We start from the raw sequence: 12,999 nt of genomic DNA on the forward strand, positions 1-12,999 counted from the left end.
TCCCTTCCATAACTTATTATCGTTTTAGTATTCATAACCATTCCCAAAGGAATGACAACGCTGTCATGTCTAAAGCGAACATTACACAATAATCAACACTCTTGCCACAACAAAATAACAGTCGCAGCAAAAAAATGTCATAAATCTAAAATGAACGCGACCATTTCAATTAAAAAACATTATAAAATATAGAGTTAAACCTAACGGTGTAAACTTACAACTTGTAGTATTATTTTAACATTCACAAAAATCGCCAATTTGTAACAATTCAAGATTGCTAAGCACTCTAAAAGCTCGCACTATAAAGGCATAAATAAGAATACAGATAATAAATGTCAGCTTATCAATGATAGGTAAAGGATTCCCAATCATTAAGCTGCTACCTCTTCCACGACCTTAGACAAAGAGTTTTGCATCAATGAAAGTCACTATCAACGACGTAGCTAAACATGCGGGGGTATCTATCAAAACAGTATCCCGTGTGACCAATAATGAACCGTCAGTCAAACAAGCCACCGTTGATAAAGTGAATGAGGCCATAAAAGCACTCCATTACCAGCCTAATTTGGCAGCAAGAAATCTCGCCGGTAATAAGTCTTATGCAATTGGTTTTATTTATGATAATCCGAATGCCTACTACATTATTGACATGCAAAATGGGATCTTAGAAGCGTGTAAAAACAAAGGCTATGAACTGGTTATCCATCCTTGTAATGCAAAATCAGCGACTATTTGTGATGAGCTTACGGCACTAGTCAAATATTCTAGACTCGCGGGATTAGTACTAACCCCACCTCTTTCAGAAGATCCCAGAGTACTTAAAGCACTGACAGAAATCGATGCTCATTATGTCCGAATTATTGCTGGCGAAAAAAATAATGACCAAAACGGACTGACTATTTTAGTTAATGACAAATTTGGGGCTATTGAAATAACTCAGCATTTGATTGATTTGGGACACAAAAATATTGCATTTTTAAGTGGCGATTTACACCATGAATCAACCAAAGAGCGATTACTCGGTTTCAAACAAGCATTAAAAAATAATGGCCTAAAGCTGGATAAAAACTACATTATTGAGGGAAAGTATTCATTTGAGTCTGGTGTTGATGGTGCAAATCAATTAATTAAACAATTGCATCGCCCAACTGCAATCGTTGCCTGTAATGATGAAATTGCCGCTGGTGCACTTTTTGCGGCTCGTTTAGCAGGTTTAGATATACCGACAGACTTATCAATTGTAGGCTTTGAAGATAGCCCATTCTCACGTCAAACTTGGCCAAAGTTAACCACTGTTCACCAACCGAATGCAGAAATAGCGCAGGTTGCCACTGAATTATTAATCGCAAAACGTCGCGAGCAAAGTACAACTAATTCTAAAACCTTTACGCCAGAACTGATTATTCGAGATTCATCGACAATACCTAAAAAAAATAGAGAGCATTAGCTCTCTATTTTTGTTTGTTCAAATTTATCAGACAACTAATGTAACTTAAGCTTTGGTCGTTGCCACTTTAATAGCTTCTGCGCGATGCGGTAAACGACAGCAGAAAACCAACCGTAAAGACTTGCTAAGTGCCTTTGATATAAAGAGATATACATTAATCTGGCAATATGACCTTCAACAAAAAAATCACCTGAACGCAGATTCCCCATCAAATTACCCACTGCCGAAAAACGACTTAAAGAGACGAGTGAACCATAATCTTTATATACAAAAGCTTTTTCAGGTTTGTCTTGTAAACGATTAACTATATTACCAAATAAAGTATCGGCCATCTGCGCTGCAGCCTGAGCCCTAGGTGGCACAGGTCGACCAGAGTCTTGCATTAATAGTGCGCAATCACCAAGAGCATAAATATCTTGATGCCCTTTAACGCGCATACAAGTATCAACTTCAATTTGATTACGTGAAGTTATAGGAAGTTTAGTAAAGTTCTCAAACGCTTTAGGTCCTTTCACCCCAGCGGCCCACACTTTCAAGCCAGCTCTAATCACATCACCATCTTGCGTAATAAAGCCGTCATGCGTTACTTCTTTAACTTGCACCCCAATATGCAAACGGATCCCTATCTTATCCAAAACAGCCTGAGCCCTAGCACTAACACGTTCAGGTAATTGAGGTAAAATTTTCGATGACGCTTCAATTAGATGCACCTCGAGATGGTGTTTGGCTATATTGAGGTAACCATATTCTTTAACAGACTCAATGACATGATGAAGTTCGGCCGCTAATTCGACACCAGTAGCGCCAGCCCCCACAATACCTATGCTGACTCTTTCCTGTGTTTCATTTAATTGGAGTAAAGCATCAAGTAACTTATGATGAAATAGATTGGCATTTTCAAGATTATCTAAAAATATACAGTGTTCATCAGCACCTAAGGTATTAAAACTATTAGATACACCGCCTAATGCCAACACTAAAATGTCATAATCAATTTGGCGCGGGGCTAAAAGTAATTCACCGTCATCATTATAGACAGTCGCTAACTGAATCGATTTAGTGTCGGGGTCACACTGCTCTATCTCACCGCGAATATAACGATAGCCATTTTTAAGTCCATGATCGCGATAAAGTAAGCCTTCAATTGATTGATCTATTACCCCAACAGCAACCTCATGTAATTTAGGCTTCCATATATGAATGGGACTTTTGTCAATCAAGCACACATCGACGACATCACTGCCACCCCATTTTCGGCCCAACTTAGAAGCAAGTGCTAGGCCAGCGGCCCCTCCACCCACAATCACGATTCTTTTGGTAGACAAAATCACAACCTCGTAGAGCATATTTTAATAGCTAAGTTATATCATGTAACAGATAAGAGATAACTACATTAGTCACGTAAAACAGGGGAGTTTCCATTAAAGATCGTTCAGAAACTTAACCCTTAAACTGGATTCCCCCATCGCGATAAAAGTAAAAAAGGGCCCATAGGCCCTTTAGTATCAAAGCAGATTATACTGCGTCTTCGTTCTCTTCACCGGTTCTTATACGGATAACACGCTCAACATCAGTTACAAAAATTTTACCGTCACCAATTTTCCCGGTACGGGCAGTTTCAACTATCACATCAATTGCTTGCTCAAGTAGATCATCTTGAATCACTAATTCAATTTTCACTTTAGGTAGAAAATCCACCATATATTCAGCGCCGCGATAGAGTTCAGTGTGCCCTTTCTGACGACCAAAGCCTTTAACTTCGAGCACCGTCATGCCAGTTATGCCTATTTCTGCAAGTGATTCGCGCACATCATCTAATTTAAATGGTTTAATAATAGCTTCAACTTTTTTCATCAGAATCTCTCATATCTTGCATTAATATAAATAAACAGAATAACGCTAGCTTACACGGGGTGAGGATAATGTTGAAGCGAATGTGATGCTTAGCGCATAAAACACAGTTTCTACAATATTGCTGTTAGTCCATAACAATCTAAAAAAAGTGCCTTACTTTTAGTATGTGATTTTATACTTACATTCTTGATCTATCATTAACTCGCTCGCAGGATGCCAGCGTATGAATAACAAGGAAGTGTATGAAAACTCACAAGCAAGGTTTTAGCCTCATTGAACTTATCATTACACTATCTGTATCAGCAATTTTACTGGCGATTGGAGTGCCTTCATTAACTGATTTCTATACAAACTATAGAGCTGATAGCAGTATACGTATTATCCAACAAACACTACTTCTAGCACGTAATCAAGCTATTTCTTACAATAAAAAGGTTACTGCTTGTGCTGTTATCAATGAAAAATGCGACTCAAACTGGCAGGTAGGATTAACTGTCTTCATTGATACTAACAATGATAATCAACTCGATAGTAATGATAAAAAACTGTACACAACAAATGCCTTTCACTCAAAAGACATCGTTAAATACAACCGTATAGCGATACGTTTTCAACCAGATGGATTGGTGTCAGGTACAAACGGGACTCTAAAATATTGTCCATTATCCGCAACAAGCCCTTACTCTAGGGCCATTATTATTAATCAAGCTGGACGGATACGTTTTTCTACAGAAAACAACATAAATTGTAACTAGAAACAATGAGCAGCTCATTAGCAAGCTACATATTATATTTAGGTTTTATATTCGGTTCATTTATGCTGAAACAGAGACGATTCTCGCTTATACTTTACAGAATATAAGTAAGGATTAAAAATTATGCGCGATAAAAAAAAAGCCTTTACCTTAGTAGAGTTAATGGTCACGATTGCAATTGCTGCCATATTATTAACTATCGGGGTTCCGTCACTCATATCTATGTATGAAGGCTTTAGAGCAAATAGTAACATTGAAAAAATACATGACATTATGGCTTTTGCTCGAAACCAAGCGATAAACTATGGTGCTACAGTTAATGTCTGTCCATTTGCTAGCGTTTCTTCATGTGGAACAAACTGGAATAATGGCATTAGAGTTTATATTGGCGCTACTAACAATTTACGCTCTATAGATAGCTTTAATACTAATGATAACGTTAAAGGACCTGCAAAAATTGTAGCTAACAATAAAAATGGCGAACATATAACGTTTTCACCCGATGGTTTTTCCTCCGGAGGGGCTTTTATTTACTGCCCAGCAGGAAAAGCATCTGGTTCTCGTAGCATTAACATATCACCATCTGGGCTCATTAAGTTTGGTGCAAAAAATATGGGGTGCACATAAATATTATTTATCTTTTAAATACTATCTCAGTGTTTGCAGATCTAGTTTTCTTGCTGTAGTTGAAACAAATTCCTCATCCATAGTGATACATTCATCAACAGATTTAACAAAATACTTTTTATTCATTCGATCTGTTAATTGTGTTGCTGGTAATGCTGCAATATGTCGACGTACATTTTTATCTTTCCATTTAAAAAATACGATATACTCATTGCCATATGAGGATTTAATATAGCACTTATAATCTTGAGCACTTTCAGCTGCACTACAATTAAACCCGATTAATGCTGCAAAAATACCATATATTAACTTATTCATTTCCAACACTCCTCTAATGGCCCTTTAACTCCATCACTAGTCAATGTAATAGTTGGACAAGCTGTGGCATCTCGAGATGCTTGTATACCTATTGCCGTTGCAGTCACGTTTGTCGTTGTTGTACCTTCTGACGTTACACTGTAATGTCCATGCTCGGTAATAAACGGACTTTTATCTAGCCCTAATTTAGTCATATCGGTTGTATAAGTGCGATTATCTAAATAATACTGCTCTTGCAAATTAGCAACTCGCATCACAGCAGCTACGCCTTCAGAACGTGCACTTTTAATGACATACTGCGTATAAGAAGGATAGGCAATAGAAGCAAGAATACCGACTATAACAACCGTAATCATTACCTCTATCAACGTAAAACCTTTATTTGCTTTCATACTCTCATCTACATTAATTATCATCTATATGGTAATAAATTTTGTTGACCCCCAATCCTGAGCCTACATTTATTGTTCCGCTATATTCACCATCATCTCGCTTCTCACCTTTTCCTACACCAATGATATAAATATATGGATCTTTTCCTGATTCAGGAGTTGGAATGACTATTTGCGGTGTATCCGGAACCCGTTCGCCTAACTCATAATACACACTGGTGAGTGTACGAGTGCCTTTATGCAAATCAAAAACGTAAAGTCGCCCCAAACCAGAAACAGTGCATACTGTGTCTGATACTGACTGAGATGGAGGGACAAATGACGTAAAATAAACCTTCCCGTCAACAATTAAACTGGCCGTTAGACTTTTTTCTCCCGCGGTAGGATAATCATAATACCACCCAAGCTTCTTACCAAACTCTATATTTTCAGCCTCCGTTTTCGGAGGTGCTGAAGTTACATTATATAAATTATTTAACGTAATCGCAGCAGGTGCAGCTGGATTACCGCTACCACCATAACTTTTAGTGATAACATTGCGATCCTGAAGAATATAGTACATATCTTCAGTCGATTTAGATAAAGGGGTGGGCCTATTTCCACTACCTATAGCAATAGCGTCGTAAGGCACATTTTGATAATTCTTCGTCACAGCCTTAGAACCACTAACAGGATCTACGACAGACACCTCTGTTACATTATTAAATGTAGTTTGAGCTACCACTGGTTCGGCAAAAAAACGCCTATCTGCGGTTAAGTCTCCACCTAATGAAGCAAACTTGTAGGCGGTCCAAGTCTTATCATCCTTACTAGGTAAATCCATACGCCAAACATTACCGCCAGTATCTGTCGCATAAATTCGGTCAGTAACACCATCATTATTACTATCCAATACCGCAACCGCATTAGGTATGCTATCAATAATTCCAGGTAATACGGTAGCATCAGTTCCTGACGAAGGGCCAAATGTATGCAATAAAGTCCCTAACTTTGCATCAACAATATAAACATTTCTTCCTGAAGGAGTACCTGACGGGGTTGAGTCGTAGCTAACATCGTATCCACCACCAAAAATAAGTACGGGTGTGCTATGCCCAGGAATTAAGGTAATAATTGGTTCGGCCCAAGTTTGTCCTAATTCAGAAAACCCAGGTGTTTCAGGATTTATAGTCCACATTAAACTGGGAGCATCAGGTGACGTGATATTCAGGGCATAATACGAAGATCCCCCTCGCCTCATACCAGCAAAAACCCAGACATCAATTGGTTTATTGCCATTAGCACCGCTTTTTACGTAAGCGACAGGAGATGCATCCATACCATATACGTAATGACCGCCAGGTAAGTTTTCACGTAATATTGGTACGTTTGGTAGTAGTTCATAGGGCATAAATGCCCATGTTTCATCAACACTCACTCCTGAGTCTTTAAACATATGCAAGAACCCGTGGTTAGTTCCTAAGAGAACTCTAATATCTGGGGCTGCACTTGTTCCAAAATTAATGGCTAGTGGTTTAGAATGTAATGGATCTCCCATAATATCTTTACGTTTATCTGTGGTGCTGTTATCCCCATCCTCATCGTCAACATCCGTTCCCAATATCCATTTAAATGTAGAATCAAGTTCAGTTTCATCAACACTCATATAGTCAGCTAAATCATCATTGCTACCATTGGCGGCATTAGCAATAGTAAGCTCTTCGAGTCCATTACCACTGGCGGTATTACTCAGTACCTTTCTTTTAGTAAGCCCTTCCAGCATTTGTATCACGCCACCGATTTCAACTTGATTACCATCGGTACCGCCACTGCAATTAGTCCAAAACGTACATGCTTCTTTCTTAATATTACCATTGTCACCAATGGCGATACTTCCTTTAGCATCGATCAATGTGCCGCTAGAATTCACTTTTAACTTTTTAAGATTACCAGTCCAGCGAGGACCTTTACCTGGCAAAAACATCGCATAATATGCAGAATCAAAAGTTTGAGTACGATCGAAGTTATTACTCGCGATACTGGGTGAGGTAAAACTTGAATCAATCTCTAAAATTGAGCTCAATGCATCCGATAATGCATTCGTTAACTGTAAGCTATCTTGCGCCGCAAAATATTTCCCCCCACCACGCTTAGCCGTCTCAATCAATAAAGGTGCAGCATCATCGGCACCTGAGCTAAAACCAATTGTAAAAGTTCTCACATTTTGTAGTGGATTATCACCATTATCATCATTTTTATTAACCAAATCATTTTGATACATATAACTAGCTAACGCAGGAAGATAATTACTTTCGTACTGACCACCAGCGTTTTTAGCTGATACAGCAGTATAATTCCCCAGTTTATTAGCCTTAGCAGTAATACTCACTATTGAAGCGTTTGCAGCATTATCATAATTTGGCGCACCATCGGTTATATAAATAACATATGCCATATCAGTACAGATTTTAAGCGGAGACATATAGTCTGAACCAGACTCGATACTTACATCCCAACTAGGACTCTTATTATCCTCATGACCAAATTTTATCGCCCCACCAGATAAGTATCGATATGCCTCAAATAACGTCTCACATAATGGTGTGTTTGTTTCGGGATTTAATAGATTTATTTTTGTTAGTATATTATTTCTCGCAGCAATCCCAGGAGTGGTACCCGGACTCATGTCTCGAATACCCGACACGATTCGTCCACCATCTTTTCCTGAAGAATTATTATTAGTGTTAAATACTGCTAAGCCAAAATCAACTGAGGGTGTAGTTTTAATCACATCAGAAATCGATTTTTTTGCAATATCAATACGTTTCTTTGAAACGATTGGAATAATGCCATCCTTAAGTTTTTTGTACCATAAAAGATAGTTTTCAGAGTAAAGAGTTACCGAGCCTAATTTGCTTATATCCGTTTTTTTAGCACTCTTTATAGCCGCCGCCCAACCATTATTTGATGGGCTAGAGACATGAGTATAAGGAGTACTTGAAGAACCATCCTTTGGAAAACCTGAGTTACCGTAGTCGCTCGAGTTTATTGGGTCTTCTGCAGTTATATCTTCCAAACAATCTATATGTCTTTTCGTAGTTAAACCTTGATTAGTTCTAAGAACACCCCAACTTTTAGAGTAGTGTTCACCTACACGCCCTTTAAAAAAACCAATATCAGCTAAAGGCGTCCAACTCTGGTGACAACCATTATATTTACTATAAAAACGCTGGTTTGAACTTAACAATGACTCAAGGTTAGCACTCGAGCTCGTTGAGAAATAAACAATATTTTTTATGCCAGAGCCAGAATAATCTTTTGATGGATTATAGTCAGAATCATAGTCAACTGGGGGAATGAAATCAGGATCAGGGACATTCTCCTTCGTATCCATACTGCCTGAGTTATCAAATATAATGAGCACTTTGGGGCGTGCCCCCGCATCAGTAGCGGTTTCAAATACATAAAGTTCAGTGTCATCGCCATGGGATTGACTTGATATACCAATCAAAACAAACACACAGATAAATGTTAATAATTTTAACATATTAGCTCCCGGTAAGCACTTCCTGCTCAATACCTGCAACAACTTCTAATTGGCCTAAGTTTTCTCGACCAAATGTCCTAGCACTTTCTACTTCAAGCCGACGACAGCTAATTAAATTGGCACCATTTGCTTTACTACTACGTTGGCAACTAACATCTTTTACTGTCCCATCCCATGGCATTGGCACCAAACGTTGTTTCCCACCAAGCAAACTATCTGGCTGAGAAACTGTCATATTGGCAAATGCTGCACCTTTATATTTATTAATGACGCTATCTAGCGCACCATTTGCTATTGCATTAGCCTCTATTCGTTCAGCACCTGCACCAGCCATTCGCAGCGACTGTGTAGAATTCACAGCTAAAGCTACGCCAATTAAGGTCATAAGAATCAACACTATCAAAGCAAAAAATAGAACGACCCCTTTTTGATATTTCATCGATTTGCTTTTCATACTTACCTCAAACTAACTACGGATTAGTAATGGATTTTCCAATACCACCGTTGTAGACATTACTTTGCGCCGAAAATGGTCATTTGGCGCATTAATAACTTTATCGCCTAGTTGATATACAGCTTTGTTAGTATTATAGGTACTATCAACCTTAATTGTTCGAACCAGTACATAAACTTTAATAGCAACTAACCGTTGAAACCCTTCATTATCCCACATTAATGATGTGACAGCTGATGCAGGTATAAAACTGTCTGGTGTGCCATTCCCATCATTATCAAAACCGTATAAAAAACGAATATTTTCGATTCCTTCAACTAGTTGCTCATCATTATTCATGCCTAAATTAGTCAGTGTTTTCCGATTTAACATAGGGATACTATTAGCTTCATCGATATAATAAACATGATGCTGATACTCCCAGACTCGAGCATTAGGAAGGGTAGTCGAAGGAGCCGCTGAATTAAAGAATATGGCTTGACTCGATGTTGAAGCAACGTAATATCCTGCCGTACTAGCAACCGCTGTCGGCCCAATTAATCGTTTGAGCTGAAGCACATCAGTGTCTGATTTTACACCAGACAAGCATGCTAACGAACTACCACTACCACTCGTGTAACCCCACAACAATCTAAAATGTGCAGGTTGATTATTGGGTAAAGTAGCGTTATTTAATCCAGCTCCAATACAATCTTTCCCAGAAATTGCAGCATCAACAGTTGTATTGCTACCAAGAATAAAATCGGTACCGGTCATATCCCCCATAAAACCGAGCTGAGTCATATCTCGCGCCATAATCGCTAATGCGATTCGACCATTTTCTTGTAACTGATTAAGCTGACTGGTCGTTGTCACATTAGATGAAGACATATTGAACATAGTGAATACGCCAGCAGTTAAAAATAGGCCAATAACCATAGCAACCATGAGCTCAACAAGTGACATACCCACTTGAAAGTATTTTAGTTTAACAACTGACTGTTTCATCTACATAATCACTGTTTGGATTGAATAAACGCGCCGCCGAGTGCTTGCCGTACCACAATCGCCACCCGCATCCGATGTACTGCTAATACCTTTCCACGCTAAAGTCACTGTAACGACATTACCAGCCACAACTACACATCCAGTAGGAGTGTCTAATCCACCAACAGCTTTATCTTCAATTTTCTCAGACTCTCCAAAAATAGCTTGTTCCCACTCGTATTTATCAGCTAATACTAGTTGACTAGGCGTGCATAAATTAGCACCTTGACAATTAGGGCTTGGTGAAGATGTAACACTAGAATACGTATCAGCATACAGACTCATCTGGGTACGATTTAATTTAATTCGGTTTATCATGTCATTTGCATAATAAGATGCCTGAGTTTGCTGAAATGACTCGAAGCTGCCGCGTTTTGCTACAATATGTAGATTAAAAATACCGATTAAGCCAATGACTAAGATCACCAATGCGACAAGTACTTCGATTAATGAGAAGCCTCGTTGAAATATTTTTTGAATGAAGCATTTGTTTTTTTTCATATTTCTAACAAGTGTCCGAGTGTTTACCTTTAAAAATCTTAGTCTTACAATAAGAACTCTTTTGTGGTTGATAATATATGACTAAAATGTAAATGGCCAGTAACGTTAGTATATAAGCACTGGCATCATTATGCTTTGAACAAATTTAAAATAATAAAAAAGAGGCATTCGCCTCTTTTTTATTATTGATTTATCTTATATTTTTAACGCAATTCAGCAGGTAACGCAAACACAGTGTCTTCTTTGCGGCCTTCGACTTCAGTCACTACGCTAGGTGCTAACTTAGCAATCGCTTGGACAACCTGCTGGACCAAAACCTCAGGGGCTGAGGCTCCTGCGGTTACCGCTACACGAGTCACATTCTCAAACCAGCTTGATTCAACATCATCAGCGGTATCCACTAAATAAGATTGTGTTCCTGTCTTTAACGCTAACTCGCGTAAACGATTAGAGTTAGAGCTATTTTTTGAACCAACGACAATCAATAAATCAACATCCGCCGAGAGATTACGCACTGCATCTTGACGATTCTGCGTGGCATAGCAGATATCATCTTTACGCGGGCCTTCGATAGACGGAAAGCGTTTCAGTAACGCAGCAATAATATCGAGGGTGTCATCAACCGACAAGGTCGTTTGTGTGACAAAACACAGATTATTCGGGTCACGAACAACAAGTGTCTCTACGTCTGCTGGAGATTCAATAAGATAAACACCGCCATTGGGGTTATCGTACTGCCCCATAGTCCCTTCGACTTCAGGATGCCCTTCATGGCCAATCAAGATACATTCAATACCCTTACGACTGGCGCGGGTGACTTGAAGATGTACCTTAGTGACTAAAGGACACGTTGCGTCAAACACTCTTAAACCACGGGCTTTAGCTTCTTGTCTCACCGCTTGAGATACACCGTGTGCACTGAAAATAACAATGTTGTTGTCTGGCACCTGATCTAACTCTTCAACAAAAATCGCCCCTCGATCCTTCAGATTTTGTACGACATAGCGGTTATGTACGACTTCATGACGCACATAAATAGGCGATGAAAACAATTCCAACGCCCGCTCAACAATACTGATAGCACGATCGACACCCGCACAAAAACCACGAGGGTTTGCGAGCATAATATTTAAACTTGGGCTAGTAGGATCGAGTTTCATCTTAAAGTACCTTTACAACGTCCAGTTCAAATGTGATTTTATGCCCAGCCAGAGGATGATTCAGATCAACGGTAATAGAATCACCCGCGACATCGCGCACAATACCAGGGATCTCACTGCCACCAGGACCAGCAAAGCTAACAATCACGCCCGCTTCTAAACTCATATCCGCCGGAAAACGGCTTCTGTCTAGATAATGAATAGCATCAGGATTCGATTCACCAAAGGCATCAATGGCTTCAAGCGTAAAACTGTGTTTGTCACCTTCAGCAAGCGTCGCCAATTGCGCTTCAAATGCAGGGCTCAGCGTACCGTCACCCATATTTAATCGCGCAGGTTTACCTGACGCTTTAGTGCTATCGGCGGTTGAACCATCAGAAAGCACAATATTCATATGGCATAATAATGAACGTGTCATAGTCACTTCTTAACCCCTTCTGCGCTATCAGCTTCAGATTTTCCGCTTAAAAATGCATCCCAAATGATCAATACAGCACCAATAAAAATTGCAGCATCAGCGATATTGAATGCGGGGTAATGGCTTTTATTCCAGTAAAAATCGATAAAATCAATTACAAAACCATGCATTAATCTATCAATCAAATTACCTAAGGCGCCGCCAATGACCAAGGTGTAGGCAAGATTAAGTTTCCATAAAGCAGCCGACTGCTTACGCAACCACACTGTCAATAAAGTACTAAATCCCACTGCGACAACCGTAAATAACCAACGCTGCCAACCGCCTGCCTCACTTAAAAAACTAAATGCGGCACCGTAGTTACGCACATAAGTGAAACTAAAAAACGGCAATAATTTAACTGATTCATACAAGTCAAAATTGGCTAAGACCCATTGCTTAGATAGCTGATCGGCTAAAAACACCAATACAGCAACCCAATACCAACGTAAGCCACTGTCCTTCCAAGTTAATGGCATACA

The 12,999-nt window shown here is 39.2% G+C and carries 14 protein-coding genes; 3 read left to right on the forward strand and 11 right to left on the reverse strand.

Going from position 1 to position 12,999, the window contains the following annotated elements:
- Positions 1 to 418: 418 nt before the first annotated feature.
- On the forward strand, positions 419 to 1,447 hold the full coding sequence (locus tag ACRN9H_RS09300) for a LacI family DNA-binding transcriptional regulator (protein ID WP_432313423.1): 1,029 nt from the start codon (positions 419 to 421) through the stop codon (positions 1,445 to 1,447).
- A 35-nt stretch (positions 1,448 to 1,482) separates the two neighbouring features.
- On the opposite strand, the gene ACRN9H_RS09305 is transcribed toward ACRN9H_RS09300, so the two are convergent.
- Both ACRN9H_RS09305 and glnB read right to left on the reverse strand, forming a co-directional pair.
- A complete protein-coding gene (locus tag ACRN9H_RS09305) occupies positions 1,483 to 2,772 on the reverse strand; it encodes an NAD(P)/FAD-dependent oxidoreductase (RefSeq protein WP_432313424.1) in 1,290 nt (429 codons plus the stop codon).
- Between the two features lie 190 nt (positions 2,773 to 2,962).
- The gene (gene glnB / locus ACRN9H_RS09310; RefSeq protein WP_220775173.1) at positions 2,963 to 3,301 is read right to left on the reverse strand and encodes a nitrogen regulatory protein P-II; all 339 of its coding nucleotides are present in this window, start codon (positions 3,299 to 3,301) and stop codon (positions 2,963 to 2,965) included.
- A gap of 242 nt (positions 3,302 to 3,543) precedes the next feature.
- On the opposite strand from glnB, the gene ACRN9H_RS09315 reads away from it, so the two are divergent.
- Complete coding sequence (locus ACRN9H_RS09315) at positions 3,544 to 4,056, forward strand: GspH/FimT family pseudopilin (protein ID WP_432313425.1); 513 nt, start codon at positions 3,544 to 3,546, stop codon at positions 4,054 to 4,056.
- 123 nt (positions 4,057 to 4,179) lie between these two features.
- Positions 4,180 to 4,683: a GspH/FimT family pseudopilin gene (locus ACRN9H_RS09320; RefSeq protein ID WP_432313426.1), complete on the forward strand. Its 504-nt coding sequence runs from the start codon at positions 4,180 to 4,182 to the stop codon at positions 4,681 to 4,683.
- A 21-nt stretch (positions 4,684 to 4,704) separates the two neighbouring features.
- On the opposite strand, the gene ACRN9H_RS09325 is transcribed toward ACRN9H_RS09320, so the two are convergent.
- The 9 genes from ACRN9H_RS09325 to lspA form a co-directional block, all read right to left on the reverse strand.
- Positions 4,705 to 5,001, reverse strand: a complete 297-nt coding sequence (locus tag ACRN9H_RS09325; protein WP_432313427.1) for a TapY2 family type IVa secretion system protein — start codon at positions 4,999 to 5,001, stop codon at positions 4,705 to 4,707.
- Positions 4,998 to 5,393, reverse strand: coding sequence for a type IV pilin protein (locus ACRN9H_RS09330; RefSeq protein WP_432313428.1), 396 nt, complete (start codon positions 5,391 to 5,393; stop codon positions 4,998 to 5,000). The genes ACRN9H_RS09325 and ACRN9H_RS09330 overlap by 4 nt, the downstream gene beginning before the upstream one ends.
- A gap of 13 nt (positions 5,394 to 5,406) precedes the next feature.
- Complete coding sequence (locus tag ACRN9H_RS09335) at positions 5,407 to 8,919, reverse strand: pilus assembly protein (protein WP_432313429.1); 3,513 nt, start codon at positions 8,917 to 8,919, stop codon at positions 5,407 to 5,409.
- A gap of 1 nt (position 8,920) precedes the next feature.
- Positions 8,921 to 9,358, reverse strand: a complete 438-nt coding sequence (locus tag ACRN9H_RS09340; RefSeq protein ID WP_432313457.1) for a pilus assembly PilX family protein — start codon at positions 9,356 to 9,358, stop codon at positions 8,921 to 8,923.
- A 27-nt stretch (positions 9,359 to 9,385) separates the two neighbouring features.
- Complete coding sequence (locus ACRN9H_RS09345; RefSeq protein ID WP_432313430.1) at positions 9,386 to 10,360, reverse strand: PilW family protein; 975 nt, start codon at positions 10,358 to 10,360, stop codon at positions 9,386 to 9,388.
- On the reverse strand, positions 10,361 to 10,900 hold the full coding sequence (gene pilV, locus ACRN9H_RS09350; RefSeq protein ID WP_432313431.1) for a type IV pilus modification protein PilV: 540 nt from the start codon (positions 10,898 to 10,900) through the stop codon (positions 10,361 to 10,363).
- Positions 10,901 to 11,103: 203 nt separating this feature from the next.
- Positions 11,104 to 12,060 carry a 4-hydroxy-3-methylbut-2-enyl diphosphate reductase gene (gene ispH / locus ACRN9H_RS09355; protein ID WP_432313432.1) on the reverse strand — a complete coding sequence of 319 codons (957 nt, stop codon included), beginning with the start codon at positions 12,058 to 12,060 and terminating at the stop codon, positions 11,104 to 11,106.
- Between the two features lies 1 nt (position 12,061).
- Positions 12,062 to 12,484, reverse strand: a complete 423-nt coding sequence (gene fkpB / locus ACRN9H_RS09360; RefSeq protein WP_432313433.1) for an FKBP-type peptidyl-prolyl cis-trans isomerase — start codon at positions 12,482 to 12,484, stop codon at positions 12,062 to 12,064.
- Positions 12,481 to 12,996 (reverse strand): signal peptidase II, encoded by a 516-nt coding sequence (gene lspA, locus ACRN9H_RS09365; RefSeq protein WP_432313434.1) that lies wholly within the window; start codon positions 12,994 to 12,996, stop codon positions 12,481 to 12,483. Before lspA ends, fkpB begins: the two co-directional genes overlap by 4 nt.
- Positions 12,997 to 12,999 lie beyond the last annotated feature (3 nt).

The sequence above is a fragment of the Shewanella sp. MF08487 genome, assembly GCF_050848685.1.
Taxonomy (GTDB): domain Bacteria; phylum Pseudomonadota; class Gammaproteobacteria; order Enterobacterales; family Shewanellaceae; genus Shewanella; species Shewanella glacialipiscicola.

Bases quoted from the DNA above. Each gene is read 5' to 3' on its own strand.
- ACRN9H_RS09335 (WP_432313429.1), bottom strand. From the start codon at position 8,919: ATGTTAAAATTATTAACATTTATCTGTGTGTTTGTTTTGATTGGTATA.
- lspA (WP_432313434.1), bottom strand. From the start codon at position 12,996: ATGCCATTAACTTGGAAGGACAGTGGCTTACGTTGGTATTGGGTTGCT.
- ACRN9H_RS09300 (WP_432313423.1), top strand. From the start codon at position 419: ATGAAAGTCACTATCAACGACGTAGCTAAACATGCGGGGGTATCTATC.
- ispH (WP_432313432.1), bottom strand. From the start codon at position 12,060: ATGAAACTCGATCCTACTAGCCCAAGTTTAAATATTATGCTCGCAAAC.
- ACRN9H_RS09315 (WP_432313425.1), top strand. From the start codon at position 3,544: ATGAAAACTCACAAGCAAGGTTTTAGCCTCATTGAACTTATCATTACA.
- ACRN9H_RS09330 (WP_432313428.1), bottom strand. From the start codon at position 5,393: ATGAAAGCAAATAAAGGTTTTACGTTGATAGAGGTAATGATTACGGTT.
- ACRN9H_RS09325 (WP_432313427.1), bottom strand. From the start codon at position 5,001: ATGAATAAGTTAATATATGGTATTTTTGCAGCATTAATCGGGTTTAAT.
- pilV (WP_432313431.1), bottom strand. From the start codon at position 10,900: ATGAAAAAAAACAAATGCTTCATTCAAAAAATATTTCAACGAGGCTTC.
- ACRN9H_RS09340 (WP_432313457.1), bottom strand. From the start codon at position 9,358: ATGAAATATCAAAAAGGGGTCGTTCTATTTTTTGCTTTGATAGTGTTG.
- ACRN9H_RS09345 (WP_432313430.1), bottom strand. From the start codon at position 10,360: ATGAAACAGTCAGTTGTTAAACTAAAATACTTTCAAGTGGGTATGTCA.
- glnB (WP_220775173.1), bottom strand. From the start codon at position 3,301: ATGAAAAAAGTTGAAGCTATTATTAAACCATTTAAATTAGATGATGTG.
- ACRN9H_RS09320 (WP_432313426.1), top strand. From the start codon at position 4,180: ATGCGCGATAAAAAAAAAGCCTTTACCTTAGTAGAGTTAATGGTCACG.